The organism is Saccharothrix algeriensis, from assembly GCF_016907655.1.
In the GTDB taxonomy this organism is placed as follows: Bacteria; Actinomycetota; Actinomycetes; order Mycobacteriales; family Pseudonocardiaceae; genus Actinosynnema; species Actinosynnema algeriense.
Window position 1 is genome coordinate 5942254 of the sequence record NZ_JAFBCL010000001.1, and the last position, 22345, is coordinate 5964598.

Sequence of the window (22345 nt, forward strand, 5' to 3'; positions counted from 1 at the left end):
CCACCGCGTTCAGCGGCTCGGGCGCTCCCGCCGGCCGTGATCACCCGATCCGGCGGAGTCCCGGGATCGCAGGCAGCACACCGCGAGCACCGCCGGCCCGGCCACGACGTACCAGCGGTGGTCGATGAGGACTTGTTCGGTCCCGGCCGGCGGGTTGTCGGCGACGCCGATGCGCTCGAACGCCCAACCGGCAGCGGCCACCAGGGGCGCGACCGCACCGCGTGCGGCACCGCCACCCCCGCCGGCGCGGCGATGAGCGCCTCCACGGGCGCGCCCGGCAGGGACACCCACCCGAGCGCCGACGCGGGTCGATTCCGCGAGCACCGAGGAGGACCTGGTCGCACTGGTGCAGGGCGCCACCCCCACCTTCTCCGGGCTCGACACCTGACCACCGACCGGCGCGGGCACCGCGTGGTCGTGAAAGCCCGGGCTGTCGGGGTGAAGCCCGGCTCCACGCGCGCCCCTGCGAAGTGCCCGACACCGGCAGTCCCGCCTACGACGCGGACCGGTCCGGAACACCCCCCGCGTGCGCGGAGGCGGTCACGACGGGTGCACCGGCGAACCTCGGCCATCTCCGGTGGTGGGCCCCGGACGTGCGGGTCAGGGGTGCAGCCCTCGCGCGTACTCGGCGATGAACCCGTCGGGGGCCTCGAAGGGCGTGCCGAGCATCCCGTCCGGGATGCCGAAGGCGTCGATCAGGGCCGGCCAGTGGCCTGCCAGGCGGTCGTGCAGCCGGTCGACCACCGCGGGCAACGGCCGGCGCAGCGCCGGGAACGGCCCGTCCGGCAGCAGTTCGGCGCCGTGGGCCCGGCACTCGCGGACCGCCAGCAGGGTCGCCAGGTCGCGCGTGCGGTCCAGGCCGTGCCCGGCCAGCGTCCGGGCGGCCCGGTGGGGCACCTGCGCCTCGGCCGCGGCCAAGGCGGCCCGCCACGTCCGGTCCCGGTGCTGCTGCGCGTCGCCGGCGTCGCCCGCGCGCAGTTCGAGCGCCCGGTGGCGCAGGAACGACTCGCGCGCGGCCATCCACCGCAGCCAGGCGTCGGGTGTGTCCACGTCGCAGGGGGGCGCGCTGCCCCCCGGCCCGGTCCAGTCGTCCGCCTGCAGGTCCAGCTGCCGGTGGGCGGCCTGCAGCGCGATCACGTGGCTGTCGCCCTCGGCGGTGGCGGCGGCGTCCCGCAGCGCCCGGTACTCGACGATCCTGTTGTGGGTGAACACGCCCTGCGCGCCGAGCCGGTCGCGCACCTCGTGGCAGACCCGCGCCGCCACCGCGGTGGCGTAGTTCTTGGTCAGCGCGACCAGGTCGGTGATCGACGCGCCCTGCTCGTCGGCGGCCCGCCCGAACGCCGCGGTGGCGGTCCGCACGGCCGCGGTGGCGGCGTAGGTCTCCGCCACCGCGTCCAGCAGGCCGCTGCGGTGCTCGGGGAGCGCGGACAGCGCCAGGCGCGCCCCGCCCGCGCCGGCGACGTCGCGCTGGGCGGCGTGGCGGGCGGCGATCCACAGCGCGGCGCGGGAGACCGAGGCGGCCATCGCCGCCAGGCACAGCCGCCCCCACCGGACCCGGCCGATGGCCCGCCAGACGCGGCTGTCGGCGGGCAGCGGGGAGACCAGCCGCCCGCCCTCGTCGACGGCCGTGCCGGCGTGCGACAGCAGGCAACCCCGGCCGACCCGCACGCCGTCGAAGCGGGTCAGCGCGGTTTCCAGGCCGAGGCCGGGTTGCTCGGGCAGCCGGCGGACGGTGACGCCGGGCCGCACGGCCCCGTCGGCGTCGACCAGGCGGACCAGGAACAGGTAGGGGCCGTGGTCGGCGCCGTCCAGCAGCAGTCGCGCCAGCACCAGGCCGACCCGGGCCACCCCCGGCAGGGGCGGCTGCGCGGTCGAGGACATGAACTTGACCGCACCCGCCGTCGGGGTCCGCAGCACGAACCCGTCCGTCGACCGGTCGAACTCCGCGACCGTTTCGAGGTGGGGCAGGTCGCTGCCGTGCCCCAGCTCGGTCAGGGCGTAGGCGCCGGCGGTCCGCCCGGCCAGGATTTCCCGGATCACCTCCTCCACCTCGCCGCCGCGCGGGCGGTGGTCGAGCAGCGTGCCCAGCACCAGGTTGAGCTGCACCGTCAGCAGGGCGCCCAGGTGCGGGTCGACGGTGACCGCCCACTCGTGCAGGTGCACGAGCTGGTCGAGGTCGGTCGCGACCTCGGTGACGGGCAGCTCGCGCAGCAGCAGGGCGTACCGCTCGTGCGCCCGCCGCCGGGGGTCCGGGACGGCCTCGCGCCAGTCCTGCCGGAAGGCCGGGTCCAGGAACAGGTCCCGGTAGCGGCGGGCGGTAGGCCGGTCCCCGAACAGGACCGGGTCGAGCTCACCGGCGTTCGTGGCCATCCACCCACCCAAACAGCCGCCCTGCGCCGCGGGAAGACGCCGGACGAGTGGCGACGCGCCGGCCGGACCCCCGACACCTGGCCGACCCGGGCGGGCACGCACCCACCACCGGGTCGACCCCGTGCCGGTGTGCGACTTGCCCGGGAATCACGGGCGGCACACCTGTGCTCTCGTTTCTCGACCGCGAAAACACGTCCTAGTCTATAGTGGACAGTGAGCGGGTTCGGCGTCGGGAAACACTGTCTATTAAGGACTATGAGGTACCCGGCAACGCGGCCACTTCTCCGTTGGAATGCCGGTACCGGCAGGTGTCGGGGGCTGCTCTCACGCCCATGGGCACGACAGCGCCGAAGCGCCCGTTCGGAGTCTTGCCGGTGGGTGTTCGGTCGGCAACGGTGGGTGTTGACTGCTTCTGGGTCGTGTGGTGTCGGGGCACGCGCTGGCCTTGTTCGGAGGTCGTCGACGATGCGTCGCGCCGTGGTGCTGTTGTCCTGCCTTGCCCTGGCGACGTGGCCGGGGGTGCCGACCGTCGCCGCGGGGAGCGTGGTCCCGCGGGATGTGGCGGTGTCGGGCACCGACCACGTGTTGTTCTGGAACCAGGTCCTCCTCGACGTCTTCCGGAGCCGGACGGGCGGGAGCGCGTCGCCGACCCGGTTGTCCAGGGCGGCGGCGATGGTGCACGGCGCCGGCTACGACGGGGCGAACTCGGCGCGGTGCGCGACTGCGAGTGGCTGCCTGGGGCAGCCGTACCTGACCCGGGTCCCGGTGCCGGCCGGCACGGCCCCGGATCCGAGCAGCGCCGTCGACCACGCCGCCCACCGGGTCCTCACCAGCCTCTACCCGGGCAGTCCGGTCGACTTCGACGCGAAGCTGGCCGAGGCTCAGGCGACCATCCCGGGCAGCGTCACCCGGGAGCAGCGGGACCAGGGCGCCGCGATCGGTGACAGGGCCGCGCAGGTGATGATCGTGACCCGGGCGAACGACCGCTCGGACGACATCACCGCCTACCCGCCGGGCGCCCGGCCGGGTGACTGGCGGCCGACCGGCTCCGGTGACGCGCTCGACCCGAACTGGGGGAGGGTGCGGCCGTTCACCATGGACACGCCGAACCACTTCCGCCCCTCGCACCCGATGGGGGCGCAGGACATCGGCGAGCTCCTCGCGTCCCCGACCTACCAGGCGCACCTGGCGGAGGTGCGCGACGTCGGCCGGATGGGCTCGACCTCGCGCAGCGCCGACAAGACGCAGGCGGCGCACTTCTGGGCCAATGACCTCGACGGCACCTACAAGCCGCCGGGGCAGCTGCTGGAGCACACCGCGATCATCGCGCGGCTCCTGCCGGGGCAGGACCAGTTCGACAACGCCAAGCTGTTCGCGTGGATGTCACTCGCCCTCGCCGACGCCGCGATCGCCGCGTGGGACGCCAAGTACCGGACCGACATCGACCTGTGGCGCCCGGAAACCGCGATCCACCTGGACCCGGTCGCCCCGGACCCGGGCTGGCGGCCCGAGTCGCGCCGTACCGACGGCACGCCCTCCTCACCGCCGTTCCCGGCGTTCATCTCCGGGCACGCGGCCTTCGCCGGGGCCTGGGCCGGGGTCATGAAGCGCTACGTCGGCACCGACGACTTCGCCTGGACCGCGACCACGGAGGACCCGTTCTCCCAGGGGGTCACCCGCTCGTTCGGCACGTTCAGCGACGCGGCCCGGGAGAACCAGCTCTCCCGGGTCTGGCTGGGGGTCCACTACCGGTTCGACGGCGAGTACTCGCTGGTCACCGGGGACAGGATCGCCGAATGGGCGACCGGGAACCTCCTCGGCGCCGACGCGGTGCTCGGCCTCGACTCGTTCGCGCGCTCGGTCACCGACGGGTTCGGCACGGCCGAAGCCGGCGGTGACTGGTGGGTCGGCGACCCGGCCGCCGACTACGCCGTGCGCGGCGGCGCGGGCCGGATCACCCTGCCCGCCGCGGGCGCGGGCCGCAGCGCGCAGCTGAACCGGATCCGCTCGACCGACACCGACCTCACCGTCAAGATCAGCACCGACAAGACCGCCACCGGCAACGGCGTCTACGTCACGGCGGTGGGCCGGAGGGTCGCCGACGCCGGCACTTACCGGGCGACAGCCGTCCTGCGCCCCGACGGGAGCGTCCGGCTCGGGCTCCGCCGCACCGACGCCGCCGGGGCGGAGACGGCGCTCACGACCGACCAGCCGATCAGCGGGCTGACCCACCAGCCGGGTGGCGTGCTGCGGTTCAGGCTCCAGGTCACCGGCACGGCGCCCACCACCCTGCGCGCCAAGGTGTGGGCCGACGGCGCCGCCGAACCCGGCTGGCAGGCCACCGCGACCGACCCGACCGGCGCGCTCCAGGGCGCCGGGAGCGCCGGTCTGCTGGCCTACCTGTCCGCCTCGGTCACCAACGCCCCGGTGACCGTCACCGCCGACGACGTCGCCATCTTCCGCGTGGCCGGGTGAGGGCGGAGACCACGTGGGTGGCCGGGGCCCGCTCCCCGGCGCCCGAGCTGTTGCGCCGGGCGGGGCAGCCCGGCGCCACCGGGCGGTGACACCCACCGCGAAGGCGGTACCCGACTCGACTGCTGGTACGACTGGGACCGCATCGTCCAAGACGACGTTTTCCCGATGAGCCCAACGGACTGAGCGGTGACCACCATGACTCTGATCGACCGGCGCAGCCGCGTCGTGGAAGCCTCCCGCGGGTGCTTCCTCTTCGAAGCCGACGAGTTGCCGCAACAGGGGGAGCGGGCGGAGTACGGCTTCTTCCTCATCGACCCGGGCTCGGGTCAGCTCGAGATGCTCACCCACCGCGAGGTCGGCCCGGTGGACCTCACCGTCGAGGTCCACGGCGCACCGCCGCCCGCACCGTCGGATACCTGGCAGGAGTCGGTCACCACAACCGTGCGCTGGGAGCGCGTGGCGACGGCGCGGATCAGCCAGCTCGACATCGACATGGCCGAGGAGTGGGAGGTCGTGCTCCCGGCACCGCACTTCGTCCTTCAGGCCCACCGCCGCGTGAACGGCGAGCAGGAGGAGCGGTGGCTGCTGCGCCTGTGGCCGGCGACCGGCTGAACGCGGGCCCGGTGTCCACCCGGGGCTCCGCGCCGCGCTCGACCGCCGGGGCACCGGGGGAGGCCGGGGGGTTGTTCGACGGCTCCCGCCCCCGCGGCCCGGCCGCCTCGCTCAGCCGGAGGTCGGGACGCAGGACTGGTCGCAGGTCGCGCGAAGCGCGGGAGGGTCGCCCTGCAGGACGCGGAGGACCGAGATCCGCTTGTCGTGCGGCACCTGCCCGCCCCGGAAGTTGATCTTCCCGCTCTTGCCGTCCAGCACCGGCCGGCTGCTCGGGTCGGGGGCGGCGCCGGGGTTCACCGGGGGGCGGCCGATGTCGCTGATCGTCTTCCACAGGTCCCCGGACGACGGCCTGACGACGGGGAACAGCTCCTTCATGGCGTGCGCGTAGAGGTCGAGGGCGTCGTAGGCCAGCGTCGCCTGGCCGTCGACGAAGGAGCGCGGGTCGGCGTCGCACTCGGCCTCGAAGATCTGCTGCATCTTCCGGTAGATGTCCTCCTTCGCGTCGCAGTACTCGGCCCCGACCGCGAAGGACAGCACGTCGTACGTGACGCTCGGGTGCTTTTCGCGCAGGGCCGCGTCGGCGGCGTGCCGCATGACGTCGTCGCCGGCCAGCAGGGCCGGCTGCCCGGAGCACGTGCCGGCGATGCCGTCCAGGAGGTCGGAGAACTCGCCAGGGCGCCCCGCGTAGACGACCAGCGTGTCCGCCGTGCGCTTGCAGAGCTCCTGCCCGATCGCGCGGGCGTCGGTGTGGTCCTTCGCGGTGGTGGGCCGGTAGACCAGGTCGGGCAGCACCTCTCGCACCCTCCCCGTGCTCCCGTCGGTGAACCGGGTGCGGAGGCTCCGGGCGAGATCGGTGGAGTAGAGGTCGTTGTCGTCGGCTGAACGCACGATCTGGACCTTGTCCCGGTCCGCGTACGCCGTGTCCGCGTACTCGGCGGCGACGAGGGCCTCCCGGTCGTTGTTCGGCGAGATCTGGAAGTACCTCGAGGACGCCTCGGGGAACTCGTTCGCCGACAGCGTGGCGACCACGGTCGGCAGCCCCTGCCTGCCCAGCTTGACGATCGTCTCGCGGGTCGTCCGGCGGCTCTGCGCCAGGCCGAGCACGCCCACGATGGTCGGGTCGCGGCGCATCCAGGTCTTCAGGTGCTCGACCAGTTCGTCGCCGTGCTGCATGGTCCGGCCGGCGTTGCCCAGCAGCACCTTGATCAGCGGGTGCCCGTTGCCGTGGTCGTCCAGCAGCCGGGCCTGCATCGCGGCCACGCCCATGAGCCGGGCGGTGTTCGTGGCCAGCAACTCGGGCTGGCCGCTCATCGCCGACACGTACACGACCGTCGCGTACGGTCGGTTCGGGTTGTCCGCGTTGGCCTGTTCCACCTGCTCGTTCTGCAGGGCGATCCGGTCCTGCACGCGCATGAAGCGGTTCCTGAGCTCGCCGTTCCCGCTGTCGAGCAGGGGGATCGCCCTGCTGCTCACCCCGACGCAGTCGGCGGGGTCGAGCCTGGCCAGCGTCTCGAAGTTCGAATCCCCCGGCGACAGCCCGCAGTGCCGGTCGCGCTCCTCGGCGGCGGCCGTGATCCGCCAGTACCCGCTCGCCGCGACGGCGCCGAGCAGCAGCACGACCACCACCGCGAGGACCGGCGTGCGCGACCAGACCGGGGCCGGCCGCACGGTCAGCGTCGCCAGCGGCGGCACCTCGCCGGGCTCGATCTCGACCGGCGGCACCCGCAGCGGCAGGAACCACGCCGTGGGTCGGCGCGCGCGGCTGTTCGTGGCGAGCTTGCGCGTCCAGGTCTCGTAGGCGCGCCCGGCGTTCTCCACCCACGCCGGGGCCCGCTCGTCGGCCGCCGCCGCGTCGGGCGGCACCTTCTCGCTGCCGCTGATGATGATCAGCGGGTCGAACGAGCCGGTGTCGTTGCGCACGTCGTTGATCAGCTTCAGCAGGGCGTAGCCGCCGTTGTCGCGGCGGATGCCGTCGAGCAGCACCACCGGGTAGACGGTGCGCCGGGCCGAGCGGACCCGCCACGGCGTCCGCCGGTACCCCCGGCGGACGTCCTCCAGGAACGCGTTGACCAGGAGCTTGGCGAGCTGCCCGGCGTCCTCGTGCGGCTCCGAGCCCCGGCCGGGCGCGAGCGTGCCGGTGAGCCGTTCGGCGAAGCCGAGGAACGTGCCGGGGTCGTGCGGCGCGAGGTAGGGCTGGCGCAGCAGCCACCGGTACTCCCGGCCCGGGACCAGACCGCGCAGCTTCGCCCGGAACAGGAAGGAGGGCAACAACTTCAGCGCCACGCGCGCCCACCACGGCACGGCGTCCGCGGCGGTGTCGAACGCTTCCCGGGGGATCAGGTCGTCCTCGCTGCGGCCCCGCAGGTCGCGCTCGCGCAGCCGGGTGAGCAGGCTCGCGGTCGACTCGTGCTCGCTGCCCCCGGCGGGCTGGTTCATCAACCAGTAGACGAGCCGGAAACGCGGGAACGCGTGCCGCCCGTAGCGCCCGTTGGCCGCGCCGGACAGGTCGCGGGCCACCTCCGCCAGCACCGCGCCCACCTCCGCGACCTGGTTCGGCGACGGGTTCTCCTCCTCGGCGTCGGGGAACTGGTGGTAGGCGTGCGGGATCCGGCCCGGGTAGGCGCCGCGCAGGTGCGCGCGCAGGACCTTGAGGAGCCCGGCCGACCCGTGCTCGCGGACCAGGCAGACCAGCGGGATGCCCCGGTCGTCGCCGGCGCGGGCGCCCGGCCGCCCGCCGGGCAGTTCGCCGAACCTGGGGCGCTCGGTCAGGTCCTGCACCAGCTTCAGGAGTTCGTCCATGACCTCGACGGACGACGACGGCTCGGCGGCGTGCATTTCGATCACCGTTCTCCTCCGGCGTGGGATCGACTCCCGAATGGGGGGAATCCGACTGTAACCCGCGCCCCGCACCTGCGTTCGCGAAAGGGAAATGCGACTTCCGAATTCCGCAGAACTGCGGAAATGGCTTTCCCGTGTCGAGCCCGGCGCCCGGCTTCCGCCGGTGTTCCCCGACTCGGGCCGGTGATGGCGGGACGGGTCGGCCCGGCGGGTCACCCGGGCCGTGGGGGAGGCGATACCCGGAGCCGGGGGGACGGGCTCGGGACGCGCCGTGGTCCACCGCGCCGCGATCCGAGCGGTAGCACCCCTTCGGATCAGGGCCGCCTGCCGCCTGCCGCCACCGCCCTCCCGCACCGCAAGGGCCGCGCCGAGGACGTCGACGCCTGCACCAGGAAATCACGGGGCAACTGCGCGGTCGAATGTTACTCCTTGTGGGTGGCGGCGATAGCGATTTGAGGAGTCGCGGGCGGATCTTCTCGTAACATGCTGTAGGCGACACCTGCGACAGGCAAGGTGGACACCACTTATGGCCGAAGACGATCTCGATGACGATGTCGGCGATGTCGCGGACGGAAATGCCGGTAACAGGGTGTCCGGTTCCGCGGTCAGCGGCGGGGTGGTCCAGGTGGGCGGTTCGGTCGGCACCCTCACCATATGCGGCCACCCCTTCCCCGGCACCGGCTCAGGGGACGCCGGAGGAAGCCTCGGCGGCGACGCGCAGGCGGCTCGGTACCCCGTGTCGCGCGGTCGGTCGCGTCGGGCGCACGTGCTTCGCCGGTACGGCGGCACGGCGGACCGGCGGCTGGACGACGCCGCGGCGGCACTGGCCTTCGCGGTGGAATCGTTGTGGCAGCGCGAAGAGGAGCAGAGGGGGTTGCTCGACCCGCTGCCCGTCCGGTGGCGGGTGGTGGACGACGGGGGCGTGGCGCCCCCGGCGCCTGTCGCCGAGTTCGAGGAGTTCGCCGATCTGCACGAGAAGACCCCGGGCGGGCGGCTGGTGGTCCTGGGGTCCGCGGGGACGGGGAAGACCGCGCTGGCGTTGCGCTTCGTGCTCGACGCGGTGAACGGACGGGCCGGCGGTGCGGCCGTTCCCGTGCTGTTCGGCGCGGGGGGCTGGGACCCGTCGCTGCCCCTGCGCGACTGGTTGATCTCCGAACTGCTCCGCGACCACCCGTTCCTGCGGTCGAGCGGCGCGGGCGGAGCCACCACGGCCGCGGGCTTGGTGGACTCCGGCCGGGTCCTGCCCGTGCTGGACGGGTTCGACGAAACCGCCGAGGGACGGCACCGGCAGGTGCTCAAACGGCTTGCCCGGTCCGCTGTGCCGTGGATCCTCACCAGCAGGCCCGAGGAATTCGCCCATGCCCTGACCAGCACCTCCGCCGCCCTGTCCGCAACGGTGATCCGACTGGAGAGGTTGCGGTTCACCGACGTGCGGGCCTACCTGCCCCGGACGGCGGCCGACCCCGGCCCGTGGGAGGACGTCCTCGGCAAAGCGCCCGAGGCGTTGCGGTCCGCCCTGCTCACCCCCCTCATGGTCGGTCTCGCTCGCGATGTCTACAGCGACGACCCGGCACGCGAGCCCGCCCACCTGCTCGACGACACCCGGTTCCCGACCCGGCAGGCGATCGAGGACCACCTCCTCGACGCGTCGATCACCGCGGCCTACGGGGACGGTTCGGACGACCTGCCGGCTCGGCGCCGGCTGGCCGAGCTCGCAAGCCACCTGCGTCGTTCGCGGACCTACAACCTCGCCTGGTGGGAACTGGGCAAGCCGATGGCGCTGGGTGCTCGAGCGCTGTTGGCCGGCTCGGCCGTGGCAGTCGTGGGGTGGGCGCTCGCGGTTGCCGTCCACCTCGCCTTCGGGTTCGACCTCTCGACTTCAGTCCAGGGTGGACTGATGTCGGGCGGACTGGCCGGTGCGGCCTTCGCCGCCGCCCACGCCTGGCTGGCCGTCAAGTTCCCCCAGGTGCTGCGGCCCACCTCGATGCGACTCCGGCTGCGGCCGGGGAAGCGGCGCGAAACGGGCAGGCGCCTCACGGTGGGACTGCTCTGCGGGGCCGCCTTGGGAGCCGCGCTCAACCTGATCAACTCCATCCTGGCGGGTAGTCCGCTGGACAGGGCCTTTTTCTTCTTCGACACCGCCATCCTGGCCATCGGGTACGGTTCCGGTGCCGCCCTGGCGTTTGCCCTCCTGTCCCTGCTGGAAACGCCGTTCGACCTCCAGCGGGCAGGCGCGCCTGCCGAACTCCTGGCCTCGAACAGGCGCACGGTCGCGATCCAGGTACTGGTGTCGACGATCACGGCGTCGATCGGCGCGCCGGTCCTGATGTGGGGCGTGGTGCTGCTGCTGCGCTGGTCGCCCCTGACCGGCTGGTTCGGCCTCAGCCCGAACTTCGATCCGCTCTACGGGCTCTTCGTCTGGGCCAACACGGCGGCGATAGCCGGCGCCGGGTACGCGCTGGCCCTCACCGCCTGGGGCCAGTGGCTCCTCTTCGCCTGGGTCTGGCTCCCGGTGACCGGAGCCCTTCCCTGGAACCTGCCCCGATTCCTCGAAGACGCCTACGCGCGACGGGTGCTGCGCCGGTTCGGCCCGTACTACCAGTTCCGCCACAGTCGGATGCAGGACTACCTGGCAGGGGGCGGTTTGGACCCGGCCGGGACGGGCCCCGACCGCGCGTGAACCCGACGAGTCGGCCGACAGGCGGCCGGCGCCCGCCCCCACCGGCGGGCGAACACCATGGAGGCAGGGCACATGACCCGCATTCCCGCCGCAGCCCGCACGAGCGCCGTCATCACCGCGGCCGGGGTGGTGATCGGCGCGCTGGTGGCGCCGGTCGCGGCTTCGGCCGAGACCGCACCACCGAGCTTCGCCGACGGCTTCGGCCTCACCGTGGTCGACCAGCCCGTGTGGGTGGACGACGACCACCGCACCTTCGTGCTCACCGTGGCCTCGAAGCAGGTCCCGAACCCCACCCTGCTGCCCGGCCAACCCGCCGGGCGGCACGCCGTCATGATCACCCTCCCCGAGGGCTACGACCACGCGTCGACCACCCGCTACCCGGTGCTGTACTCGCTGCACGGCAACCCCGACCGCGCGAACACAGCGGCCAACCAGCAGATCACCGAGAACGCCACCCGGGGCAAGCCGCTGATCACGGTGTGGCCCAACGGCGCCGGCCGGAGCTGGTACTCCAACTGGATCAACCCCGGCGCGGTCGGCCCGCAGAACTGGGAGACCTTCCACCTCGACGAGGTGATCCCGTTCATCGACGCCAACCTGCGCACCGTCCCCGCCCGGGACGGCCGGGCGATCACCGGCCACTCCATGGGCGGCTTCGGGGCGTTCCACTACGCCGAGCACCGGCCCGAGCTGTTCTCCTACGTCGGCAGCTTCTCCGGCGGCCTGGACCTGCTCGACGCCGGGGTGCGCTTCGCCGTGACGGAGACGACCCTGGACCCGGCCGCCGGGGTGCCGACCGTGGCCGCCGACGCGATCTTCGGCGCGCCGGTCTGGCCGTTCGACGAGGTGTGGAACGCGCAGAGCCCCGCCCAGCACGTCGGTTCGCTGCGCGGCATGGGGGTCGCCCTCTACACCGGCAGCGGCGGCGACCTGGCCGTCGACCCGATCCAGGCCATCGCGGAGAACGTGGTCCAGCGGTCCAGCCGGGTCACCTCGGCGAACCTGACCGCCGCCGGCATCCCCCACCGCTTCGTCGACTACGGCGACGGCAGCGGCTGGGCGCCGGGCTGCACCGGCAAGCACGCCCAGCTTCCGTGCCTGCAAGCGGACATGAACGACTTCGTCGCGCTGGCCCTGCAACGGCTCCAGCACCCCTGATCCCCGGACTTCGGAACCACAAGCGCATCGCCAGGAGTTCCACGGCGTCATGGGCGTCTGCCCCCACACCACCCGATCGGTAGCGCAGGCGCTACCACGAGCGGTCGAGCAGGCGTCCCGCCAATGGGCGGGTTGTCCGCATGGCTCCGTCCACGGTGAACGGAAAGGATTGCTCTCGTTCGTCGTTCCCAGTGCGAAGGAAGAGCATGTCAAGACTGAAGTCCGTGCGCCGTGGAGTGGTCCGGGCAGCCGGCGTCCTGCTGATGGGTGCGTTCGCCGCCACGGCGATGACCGGCAGCGCCGGCGCCATCGTCAACGGGGAGGACTCCACCGAGCGCTACGAGTTCATGGCCTCGATCCCGTTGACCGTGCCCAGCATGGACAACTTCAAGGCCGTCTGCGGGGCATCGCTGATCCACCCGCGGTGGGTGGTGACGGCGGGGCACTGCGTCGAACAGGGGGAGGGCGGGGCGGTGATGGACGGGACCGTGCGCATCGGCAGCGACCGGCGGACCTCCGGCGGCACCGTCCGGAAGATCGACCGCGTGGTGCGCCACCCCGGCTACCGGGTGGGGGAGGGGGCGCAGCCCAACCGCAACGACATCGCGCTGATCCGCCTGGACCGCCCGGTCGCCGAGCAGCCGATCCGGATCGCCGGTCGGGCCGGCGCGCCCGGCGCCCCGACCCGGCTGCTGGGGTTCGGCACCACGACCGAGGGCAACGGTCCGGACGGCTGGAAGTTCCCCGAGCGGCTCCAGCAGCTCGACGCCCGGCGCGGCGCGGAGTCCGAGTGCGCGCCCGGCTTCGCGGACCGGACCCGGCTGTGCACGGTCAGCCGGAAGGCCGGCGCCATGGCGTGCTCCGGCGACTCCGGCGGGCCGCAGGTCCAGCGCGGCAAGTGGGGCCGCTGGGAGCTGATCGGCGTCACCCTCGGCCCCGGTGACGAGGACGTGCCCTGCGCGAACGGCCCGGGCCTGTACACCAACGCGACCGCGTACACCGGCTGGATCCACAAGACGGTCAACACCAACCGCTGATCCCACGTCGGGGCGCCCCGACGTGACCGGCTGCACCCCCGGCCGACCCGCCACACCGCGCGGGCGACGCGCATCCGCGTGCGCCCGTCCGGGGCGGGCCGCCGGCGGATGGCCGGGACGGTCCGCACGGGCCAGGTTCCGCGGCGGGGTCCGGCGACCCCGGCGCGGGCCTGGCGGGTGCACGCTGCAGGGGCTGTGCCGTGGTGGCGTGCCGGACCGGTCATCCGCCGATCACCGCACTGCCCGCCGACGGCTCACCGCCGACGGGGGACCACCCCGCTCGCGCGGGGAGGGTCGGCGGCGGCCGGTTCAGAGCCAGTCCGCCTCGATCCCGCGGGCGCGCAGCGCCTCCAGCGCCTCCTCGTTGCCCGTGTAGAACAGCGTCATCGACTTCAGGTTGGGGAAGTGCCGCAGGTCGGCGAACTCGTCGACGTCGAACAGGCCGTCCTCGCCGTCCCAGTTCGGCGCGATCTGGAGGTAGATCTCGTTGCCGCCGTCCATCTCGATCCCGGTGACCTTCTCCGCGAGCTCGACGGGGACCTCGAGCGCCTCGAAGTAGGCCAGGGCCTCGGGCACCGCCTCGACGCTCCCGCCGTCGTAGGTGAAGCCCCGCTCGGCGGCGTGCTCGGCCAACTCGAACTTCGGCAGGAGGCCCTGCTCGTACATCAGCTCCTGGACGACGGCGAGCTTGAAGTTGGTGTCGGCGAACGGAATCGACTGGCTCATACCCGAACCATATAGGCGGCGGCACCGCCATCCGGGTAGTCGTCGCGGATGTCACGCAGGTGGGCGGGTACGGGCAGCGCCCGCCACTCGCGAAGCCTGCGCGGTGGTCGCCGGGTCCGGCTATCGGCAGGCACGGTGTCGGGCGGCCCGGTGAAAGGCGGTACGTCAGGGCAGGATGGAGGCTCCTTCGGGCCGGAGTCGGATGCGACGGGTGTCGACGTTGACACGGTGTACCCCATGAGAAACAGACGTTCCGCGATCCGCTCCCCACTCGCCTCGGTCGGTGTGAGACCCGTGCGACGGCCCGCAGCCGTCGTCGCCGTCGTCGCTGCGCTCCTGGCGGGGTTGCTGGTGGGTCCCGGTGCCGGGGCCGCCGCAGCGGCGGAGGACGCCGGCTGCGCGTCGTTCGGCTCGTCCTTCGCCATGCGCGAGATCCCGCTCCATTCCTCCGGGTTGCGCGTCGGGTGCGCGCGGGACGCCGGGGTGCTGGACGAGCACGCGAGGAGCGGGGATGACCTCGTGGCGGCCATCGACTTCCGGTTCCCGGAGTCGTCGGACCTGCTGCGGCAGGTGATGGAGCAGGCGGTCACGAGCGTCCGCGCCGACATCGCGGAGGGGCACCCCCTGAGCGAGGCCATGATGCTGCGGATCCAGCGGGACAGCGTCGGGTTCTCCACGCCGGGCTCCGACGTCAGGTTCGGCGGCGACATCCACGTCGTCGGCGACAGCGTGGTGCTCACGGTGCCCGCCGGCGACATCGGGACCGCCGGGTTCTGGGACGGGTTCTGGAAGAAGTTCTTGGCCGGCGTGGCCGGCATCGCGGCAGGAGCGGCGTCCACCGCGCTGTGCCTGCTCGCGTTCAACGTCGGGGCGCCGGCGGCCGGGCCGGTCTGCGGTGCCGTGGGCGGTGCCATGATCTCGGGGGTCGCCGAGCTGGTCGGTGTCGCCTTGGACGGCAAACCCATCGACAAGCAGGCGTGGGGACAGGCGGTCGGCGCCGCGGTCGGCGGCGCCGTCGGTGGTGCGTTCCTCGGCGCGGCGGCGAACTTCCTGGCCACCGGCTCCCGCGGGCTGATCACCAGCGCGCAGGAGGCCGTCCGCCGGTACGCGACGATCTTCACCAACTGGGCCCGGCCGCTCGAGTTCATCGCGAACCTGCTCGACGACGGCGTTGCCCGGGTGGTCCTGGAAACGGTGGAGCGCCTCGCGCGCGGTATCGGCGGCCAGTTGAGGGTCATGCCGCTGGGTGATTCGATCACGTACGGTTTCGCGAGTTCGGATGGTTCCGGTTACCTGGCGGACTTCCGCGGCCTCGCCGGCGCCGGCGGGCAGGTCGACCTCGTCGGCTCGCAACGCTCCGGTCCGGAGCGGTTGCCCAACGAGGGGCACAGCGGCTGGACGATCGGGCAGGTCGCCGGCATCACCGGCGCGGCGCTGGCCGTCAACCGGCCCAACGTCGTGCTGCTGCACGTCGGCACCAACGACATGAACAACAACGTCGACCCCGCCGGCGCCCCGGCGCGGCTCGGCAGCCTGATCGACGAGATCCTCCGCGTCGAACCCGGGGTGACGCTGGTCGTCTCGACCATCGTCCCGGCCGCCGACCCGGCGACCCAGCGGCGGATCGAGGCGTACAACCGGGCCGTTCCCGGCGTGGTGGCGGCCCGGCGGCAAGCGGGCGAGCACGTCCTGCTGGTCGAGCCGAACGCGGTGACGACCGCCAACCTGGCCGACGGGCTGCACCCCGACGACCGCGGCTACCGGAAACTGGCCGTCAGCTTCCACCTCGGCGTGGTCAGGGCGGCCGAAGCCGGCTGGATCGGTCAGCCGGGCTCGGGCGACCCGGACTGCACCGACGGCGCCGGTCGCTGGATCGATCGCGGTCAGGTGGCCTCCGGAGTCGGCGCGACCGGCTTCGAGGTCACCTTCGCCGACATCGACGGCGACCGGCGTGACGACTACCTGTGGGTGCACGCGGACGGCGCGGTGGACGCGTGGATCAACACCGGTGGTGACAGCGGTGGGGCGCCGGGCTGGATCTCCCGCGGCCGGATCGCGTCCGGCGTGGGCGCACCGGCCAGCGAGGTCCGCTTCGCCGACATCAACGGCGACCGGCGTGACGACTACCTGTGGGTGCACGCGAGCGGTGCGGTGGACGCGTGGATCAACACCGGTGGTGACAGCGGTGGGGCGCCGGGTTGGATCTCCCGCGGGCGGATCGCCAGTGGCGCCGGCGCCGGCGAGCTGGTGTTCGCCGACGTCAGCGGGGACGACCGGGACGATTACCTGCGGGTGGACGACGACGGCTCGGTGGACGCGTGGATCAACACCGGTGGTGACAGCGGTGGGGCGCCGGGCTGGGTGCCCCGCGGGCAGATCGCCAGTGGCGCCGGCGCCGGCGAGCTGGTGTTCGCCGACATGGACTGCGACCCGCGTGACGACTACCTGAAGGTCGATCGCCGGTCCGGCTCGGTGGACGCCTGGCTCAACACCGGCGGCGACTCCGGCTCGACCCCCGGGTGGGCGCCGCGCGGGCGGGTCGCTTCCGGAGTGCCGGAGGCGATCCTCAACCGCATCGAGTTCGCCGACCTCAACGGCGACGGGCGCGACGACTACCTGCTGGTGAACCCGGACGACGGCGCGGTGCGGGCCTACCTCAACAACGGTGGCGACCCCGCCTGACCCGCCGCTGCGCCGTGAGTGGGGAACCGACCCGTTCCCCACTCACGACCGGCGACCCGGCGAGGTTCGGCGCAACGGTCGACGGCCCGCGGGTCAGCGCCTGGGGCTGATCGCGAAGCGGAACCGCCCGTCGACGTCCATGCGCACGTCGAGCAGCTTGTCGCGCAGGTAGCGGGCGGCGTCCGGGGCCAGGAAGACCCGGCCGCCGCTCGGCACCGCGACCACCTCGTCCCGCTCCACGGGGTGCGCGGCGACGGCCAGGGTGATCGCCCGCGCCCCGTCGCGGTCCGACCAGCCGATCCGCAGGCCACTGCCGCCTCCGCCCGCGTCACGGGCCAGGTCGCCGATCACGGCGCCGGCCGCGTGGGTGATGTCCAGCACCGTCGATCACCTCCGTCGTCCGGGAGTTCGCGTCACCGCCGAGGCTATGTTCCCGCCGGTGTTCCCGGGCCTGGCGGCCCTGCACCGCAAGGTGATCGTCAGGAGCGGTTCGGCGACCGTGATCGCAAGGTTCTCGTCAGGTGCGCCCGGGGCGAGCGGTGGGAGGCTGGGAGGTGTTTCGGCAGAACCCCACCTCCGCACCGCCGTGTCGTCCCGAGGGCGTGGGCGGTGAGCGGTGAGCGGGGGTGACAAGGTCATGCTGGTGCTGCACGACGACGCCTTGTCCCTCGGTGATGTCGCGGTCTGGCTGCGCGGCTGCCTGGACGGCTGGCCGCGCGCGGACGTGGTGCTGGTCGGCGTCGTGGTCGGGGAGTTGTACGACAACGCGCGTCTGCACGGTGCGCCGCCCTATGTCATCGAGTTGGTCCTGGACCGCGCGCACGACGTGGTGACCGCCAGCGTGGGCAACCGGGTCTCGCGCGTGACCTCGGCGTGGCGGCGGCGGTCGGGGCTGCTGCTGGTCGAGGCGCTCAGCGAGCAGTGGGGCGCCCTGGTCCGGGACGGCACCACGACCACGTGGGCCGAGATCCTGCTGGACCAGGACTGAACGGCGGCAGCCGCCCCCGCGGGCATCAGTCGTGCGGCACGTCGCCGAGCGCGTCGAGGTTCCCGGCCGAGTTCTCGGGGATGACGCTGAAGGAGCCGTCGGTCTCCAGGACGACCGCGGCGACCTGGTCGAGGGCGCCCTGCCCCTGGGCGCGGACCGCCTGGAGCACCTCGGCGCGGCTGACGCGCTGGTCGCGCAGCGCCTGCTCGCGCAGCCGCCCCCGCCACACCAGCAGGGTGGGGGTGGACTTCACCGCCCGGCGGACCAGCCCCAGCCGCACCGAGGTCCAGGCGACGGCGAACTGGGCGCCGATCAGCAGCGCCAGCGCCAGCACGCCCTCGACCAGCGCCACGTCGGAGGTGAGCAGCACGGTGGCCAGGGTGGAGCCGAGCGCGACCGTCACCACCAGGTCGAAGGCGTTCATCTTCGCCAGGGTCCGCTTGCCGGACAGGCGCAGCAGCACCACGAGCGCCGCGTAGGCGCACACGCCCACGACCACCACGCGCAGCAACCCGCTCCAAGAGTCGAAGAACATGCCTCACGCCTACCCCGTGCGCTCGGCGGCACACGTCCGGTGCGGCGTCACGGCGTGTCCGCGTGTCCGGGTTCCGGCTCCGGCTCGGTTTCGGGCTCCGGTTCGGGTTCGGGTTCGGTGAGGAACGACTTGGCCACGAGCACCGCCGGCACCGCGAACAGGGCTCCGGTGATACCCGCGAGCACGCCGCCGACGGCCACGGCGAGCACGACGGTGAGCGGGTGCAGGCGCACGGCCTTGCCCAGCAGCAGCGGTTGGAGGACGTTGCCCTCCAGCTGCTGGACCACGATCACCACGGCGGCGATGATCAGCGCGGCGACCGGTCCGTTGGTGAACAGGGCGATCAGGACGGCGGCGGCGCCGGAGACGAACGCGCCGACGAAGGGGATGAACCCGCCGAGGAACACCAGCGAGGTCAGCGGCAGCGCGAACGGCACGCCGACCAGCAGCAGGCCGATGCCGATGCCCACCGCGTCGAGCAGGGCCACCGCGACGGTGGCCCTGGTGTAGCCGGACAGCCGGGCGAAGGCGTGCCGCCCGCTCGCGTCGACCCGTGCGCCCAGGTCGCGCGGTACCCGGCGCACCAGGCCGGACCAGATCCGGTGGCCGTCGTGCAGGAGGAAGATCAGCACGAACAGCGCCAGGACGGATCCGGCGAGGAACCGGCCGGCGGCCGAGGCCGTCGTCCCCGCACCGGAGGCCAGGGACTCCGCGTTCCCCCGGAGCCAGTCGGTGAGGTCGTCCACCCCCTGCTCGAGCTGGCGGCGGCTGAGCTGCAGCGGCCCGTTGACCAGCCAGTCGCGGACGCCCGCGACGCTGGACTCGATGGCGTCCTGCAACGCGGGCAGCTCGCGCAGCAGGGAGTTGACCGCGAAGGTCAGCAGCCCGCCCAGCAGGGCCAGGGCGCCGACCACGACCAGCGCGACGGCGGACCACTGCGGCAGGCCCGCGCGGTGCAGCCGGACCACCAGCGGGTGCAGCAGCGCCGCGAGCAGCAGGGCCACCGCGAGGGGGATCACCACCGCGCTGAGCAGCGCCACCAGCCGGAGCGCCAGCCAGCCGAGCGCCACCAGCACCAGCACCGCCGCCCCGGTCAGGCCGGCCGACCTGAGCCTGCGCGCCACGCGGTCGGAGTCGGGCGGTTTCGGGTCGTCGCTCATCACCGTCCAGGATCGGTCCGGACCCGGGCGGCCAAACCGCCGGAACGGGTGAGCGGCGCGGCCCCCGACCTCGACGCGGGCTTCCGGTCCGCTGCCGACCGACCGGCGCGGTGAGGCCGGTCGACCCGAGCGGGAGGCGCGGCGCAAGGTGATCGTCAGGTTCGGCGGAACGCGCCGGTGGCAGACTCGGGGCGTGCTCCGAGACCCCGTCACCGCGTGCCCCGGCCACCCCGGGGCGAGCCGGAGCCGACGATGAGCGCCGGTGACGACACCGCCGGCTTCGACGCCGGCTGTGACACGGCCCTCCTGGTGATCCGGGACGACAGGGCACTCTCGCGGGAGCGGATCCGGCTGTGGCTGCGTGAGAGCATGGCCGGCCGGCCCGATCACGACGTGCTGCGGGTCGAGCTGGTCGTCGGCGAGCTGCTGGACAACGCGCGGCGCTACGGTCAGCCGCGCTACGTGGTGGAGCTGGTGCTGGACCGCCATACCGGGATCTCCACGATCAGGGTCCGCAACCGCGCCCCGCGCAGCACCGCCGGTTGGGTGCCGGCGGCTGGGCTGTCGATAGTCGAGGCGCTGAGCGAGCAGTGGGGCGTCGTCTCGATGGAGGACCGCACGACCGTGTGGGTCAAGGTGCGATTCGCCGCGGTGTGACTGCGGTCCGCGGATGGGGTCCGCCACGCGCAGCCCTTGGCTGCGGTCGCGCGGTCGGTCGTACCGGTGACCGGGCCGTCGACCCCGCGCTGCCCGACGGTCTGCCGGACACGCGCCCGCCCACGCCGCCTGGGGTGACGGTGCTGGTCGACTCCGGTAGAGACGACGCGGTGGCGGCCACCACGGGGCGTGCCGCGAGCGCCCGGGTCGTCACCGCGCGGGGGAGCGCCCCGCGGGCCGACCCGGTCGCGGCTGGAGGCGGCCCGCCGCGCACGACACGGAGGGAGGGGCCCGCGGACCCTGCGGCCCGCGGGCCCCTCCCGTTGCGCGCAGCGGCTCCGAGCGCTACGGGACGCCAGGCGGTGCCCCGCCTGTTGTCGCCAGGCTGAACTTGTCCTGGTCTACGACGCGTTCCTCGCCGTAGAACTTGCCCAGCAGGCTGCCGCTGTGCGTGTTCTGCTTCGCGTCGATCATGCAGACGCTGTACCCGTCAGGGCCGGTGGTGATTGGCAGATCCTTGACGTTGCAGTTGGCGTGAACGGTGCGGCCCAGGTCGGGATGGGCGGTTGCGCCCTCGTAGCTGGACGCGAACGGGTACTCGTCGCATTGTCGGCCGGACAGGCGTCGGGCGTCGGCGACCGTGCCCTTGCGGGGGCAGGAGTGCTGACGGTTGATGTCCCGCTTGACTTTGTCGGCCTGTCGGTGAAGAGGTCTGCCGGCAGAGCCGGGAAGACCGGATGCGATCGCCTCGGCGACGTGCCAGGTCTGCTCGGAGGTGACGGACGTCAGCTTGAACTCGGGTGTCACACCGGGGAACACGCACCCCTGGCGGAATTTCCCGTTGGACAGCTTCATCGTGGAATCGCACCGCACGTTGGCGACCCGGATGTTGCCCCGCTGCCGGCCGGGGGTGACCCCGGGATCCAGGTTCCCGAAGCTCCACGCGATGTTGACGACCGGGTACTCCAGCGACTGGTCGGCCATCGCCTGTTGCTTCCACTTCACGACGATGACCTTCGACTGGCCCGACTTGATCAGTGACCCGTTGTCGGCCCCGTCGACGCTGTACGACCCGGCAGGCGCGTTGTTGTAGGTCAGCTCGTACCGGAACGTCGGCTTGCCCGTCTTACCCGTCAGGCCGTGGAAGTCGACGCGGAACTCCTGCTGGAACTCGCCCGACTTGTGCGATGTCAGAACGCCGGTCTTCACGGTGAAGGGGATCGACCCGATGTCAACGCCCTTGGGGTCGATCACATCGACGTCCAGGCCCTTCCAGATCATGCACGCGTGCTTGCGCACCGTGCGCCACTGCCCGTCCCACGGCTGGTCGAGGCACAGCGGGGAGATGAACGTCGCCTGCGTGTCGGGGCCGTCGATGATCGGGTCGTCCGACGGGTCGTCGTTGGTGACCGCCGTCGCGCCGTCGTGCATGCAGGACTCGCCCGGGGTGCAGGGCTCCAGCACACCGGGCCCGTCCTGGACCACGGGTCTGCCGGCGCCCTCGGTGCCGGCGTCGGCGGCGAAGTCCGCCCACGTCACCGGGATCCGGTCGTCCACGGTCGGGTCCGCGTCCCCGTCGTCGGGGTCGACGGCCGCGACCGGATCGGTCGGGAACCCCATCGTCCCGAACTGGAAGTCCTGGTCCCAGGACGACCCACGCGGCTGCCGGTCGGCGACCGGGTACCCGTAGGGGCCCTTCTCGTAGCCGGACAGCTCCCACTTGGCCAGCAGCCCGCCACTGACCGGATGCGCCCCGTACGCGGCGGTCCAGTAGATCATTCCGTGCTCGAACCTGGCGCCCCTGCCGATCCCGTCCGGCGTGGCGAACTCGTCGGATGCGGGGTAGCCCAGGTAGCCGGCCTCCCATCCGCCTTCGGCCCACTTGTCGCGGATCGCGCCGCGCACGGCGTACGCCTCGTTCAGCTTCCAGTAGATGTCACCGGATTCGAAGTGCTGGCGGCGGCCGACACCGTCGGGGTTCACGATCTCGTCCGACGTGGGGTAGCCGATCGGTCCGGCCTCCCAGCCGTTGCGGGCCCACGCCGCGAAGAAGTGGTTGACCACCGGGTGCGCGCCGCCCTGCGGGGACCAGTAGATCGGCCCGTTGACGAACTCGGTGCGCTTGCCGACCCCGTCGGGGTTTGTCAGCTCGTGGGAGTTCGGGAACGACAGGAAGCTGGCCGGGCCGCCGAGCTCGTTGTACTTGTCCCGGATCGCACCGCACACCGGGTAGGGCGACGGCCAGTACACCTGGCACTCGGCATCGGCCCGCGCGGGCCGGCCGGGGGCGCGCGATGCCGCCTCCAAGGTCTCCGCCAGGTCCGCCTCCTCGTCGCTGAACCCGGCCGGGACCGCCTCCCGGTCCGAGCGCATCCCGCCCGGCACCACGGTGGCGTTCGGCTGATCGGTCGGTGTCCACGCATACGG

At 73.0% G+C, this 22345-nt stretch carries 16 protein-coding genes; 8 read left to right on the forward strand and 8 right to left on the reverse strand.

Annotated features, from left to right (window positions below):
- Positions 1–9: 9 nt before the first annotated feature.
- Positions 10–201, reverse strand: coding sequence for a hypothetical protein (locus JOE68_RS27010; protein ID WP_204845192.1), 192 nt, complete (start codon positions 199–201; stop codon positions 10–12).
- A gap of 399 nt (positions 202–600) precedes the next feature.
- Complete coding sequence (locus JOE68_RS27015) at positions 601–2370, reverse strand: acyl-CoA dehydrogenase family protein (RefSeq protein WP_204845193.1); 1770 nt, start codon at positions 2368–2370, stop codon at positions 601–603.
- 465 nt (positions 2371–2835) lie between these two features.
- Between JOE68_RS27015 and JOE68_RS27020 the strand changes: the two genes are divergently transcribed.
- Both JOE68_RS27020 and JOE68_RS27025 read left to right on the forward strand, forming a co-directional pair.
- Entirely contained in the window at positions 2836–4845 is a 2010-nt protein-coding gene (locus JOE68_RS27020) for a vanadium-dependent haloperoxidase (protein WP_204845194.1), read from the forward strand.
- Positions 4846–5031: 186 nt separating this feature from the next.
- Positions 5032–5457, forward strand: coding sequence for a hypothetical protein (locus tag JOE68_RS27025; RefSeq protein WP_204845195.1), 426 nt, complete (start codon positions 5032–5034; stop codon positions 5455–5457).
- 111 nt (positions 5458–5568) lie between these two features.
- Here the strand turns inward: JOE68_RS27025 and JOE68_RS27030 are convergent, their stop codons facing one another.
- Positions 5569–8301, reverse strand: a complete 2733-nt coding sequence (locus JOE68_RS27030; RefSeq protein WP_204845196.1) for a type 1 periplasmic-binding domain-containing protein — start codon at positions 8299–8301, stop codon at positions 5569–5571.
- A 520-nt stretch (positions 8302–8821) separates the two neighbouring features.
- Between JOE68_RS27030 and JOE68_RS27035 the strand changes: the two genes are divergently transcribed.
- The 3 genes from JOE68_RS27035 to JOE68_RS27045 all read left to right on the forward strand — a co-directional run bounded on the left by JOE68_RS27035 (position 8822) and on the right by JOE68_RS27045 (position 13170).
- Positions 8822–10975 carry an NACHT domain-containing protein gene (locus tag JOE68_RS27035; protein ID WP_204845197.1) on the forward strand — a complete coding sequence of 718 codons (2154 nt, stop codon included), beginning with the start codon at positions 8822–8824 and terminating at the stop codon, positions 10973–10975.
- Between the two features lie 72 nt (positions 10976–11047).
- The gene (locus JOE68_RS27040) at positions 11048–12133 is read left to right on the forward strand and encodes an alpha/beta hydrolase (protein ID WP_204845198.1); all 1086 of its coding nucleotides are present in this window, start codon (positions 11048–11050) and stop codon (positions 12131–12133) included.
- 206 nt (positions 12134–12339) lie between these two features.
- The gene (locus tag JOE68_RS27045) at positions 12340–13170 is read left to right on the forward strand and encodes a S1 family peptidase (RefSeq protein WP_204845199.1); all 831 of its coding nucleotides are present in this window, start codon (positions 12340–12342) and stop codon (positions 13168–13170) included.
- A 309-nt stretch (positions 13171–13479) separates the two neighbouring features.
- Here JOE68_RS27045 and JOE68_RS27050 read toward each other — a convergent pair whose 3' ends face one another.
- Positions 13480–13896 (reverse strand): DUF6892 domain-containing protein, encoded by a 417-nt coding sequence (locus tag JOE68_RS27050; protein ID WP_204845200.1) that lies wholly within the window; start codon positions 13894–13896, stop codon positions 13480–13482.
- A gap of 294 nt (positions 13897–14190) precedes the next feature.
- Here JOE68_RS27050 and JOE68_RS32315 point away from each other — a divergent pair, with 294 nt between their 5' ends.
- Positions 14191–16578, forward strand: a complete 2388-nt coding sequence (locus JOE68_RS32315) for a GDSL-type esterase/lipase family protein (protein ID WP_204845201.1) — start codon at positions 14191–14193, stop codon at positions 16576–16578.
- A gap of 93 nt (positions 16579–16671) precedes the next feature.
- Here the strand turns inward: JOE68_RS32315 and JOE68_RS27060 are convergent, their stop codons facing one another.
- Complete coding sequence (locus JOE68_RS27060; RefSeq protein ID WP_204845202.1) at positions 16672–16959, reverse strand: iron-sulfur cluster biosynthesis protein; 288 nt, start codon at positions 16957–16959, stop codon at positions 16672–16674.
- Positions 16960–17194: 235 nt separating this feature from the next.
- On the opposite strand from JOE68_RS27060, the gene JOE68_RS27065 reads away from it, so the two are divergent.
- Complete coding sequence (locus tag JOE68_RS27065) at positions 17195–17566, forward strand: hypothetical protein (protein ID WP_204845203.1); 372 nt, start codon at positions 17195–17197, stop codon at positions 17564–17566.
- A 25-nt stretch (positions 17567–17591) separates the two neighbouring features.
- On the opposite strand, the gene JOE68_RS27070 is transcribed toward JOE68_RS27065, so the two are convergent.
- Positions 17592–18101 carry a DUF421 domain-containing protein gene (locus JOE68_RS27070; RefSeq protein ID WP_204845204.1) on the reverse strand — a complete coding sequence of 170 codons (510 nt, stop codon included), beginning with the start codon at positions 18099–18101 and terminating at the stop codon, positions 17592–17594.
- A gap of 47 nt (positions 18102–18148) precedes the next feature.
- The gene (locus tag JOE68_RS27075) at positions 18149–19261 is read right to left on the reverse strand and encodes an AI-2E family transporter (protein ID WP_204845205.1); all 1113 of its coding nucleotides are present in this window, start codon (positions 19259–19261) and stop codon (positions 18149–18151) included.
- Between the two features lie 252 nt (positions 19262–19513).
- Between JOE68_RS27075 and JOE68_RS27080 the strand changes: the two genes are divergently transcribed.
- Positions 19514–19918: an ATP-binding protein gene (locus JOE68_RS27080; protein WP_204845206.1), complete on the forward strand. Its 405-nt coding sequence runs from the start codon at positions 19514–19516 to the stop codon at positions 19916–19918.
- Positions 19919–20263: 345 nt separating this feature from the next.
- On the opposite strand, the gene JOE68_RS27085 is transcribed toward JOE68_RS27080, so the two are convergent.
- Positions 20264–22291, reverse strand: a complete 2028-nt coding sequence (locus tag JOE68_RS27085; protein WP_204845207.1) for a NucA/NucB deoxyribonuclease domain-containing protein — start codon at positions 22289–22291, stop codon at positions 20264–20266.
- Positions 22292–22345: the final 54 nt, after the last annotated feature.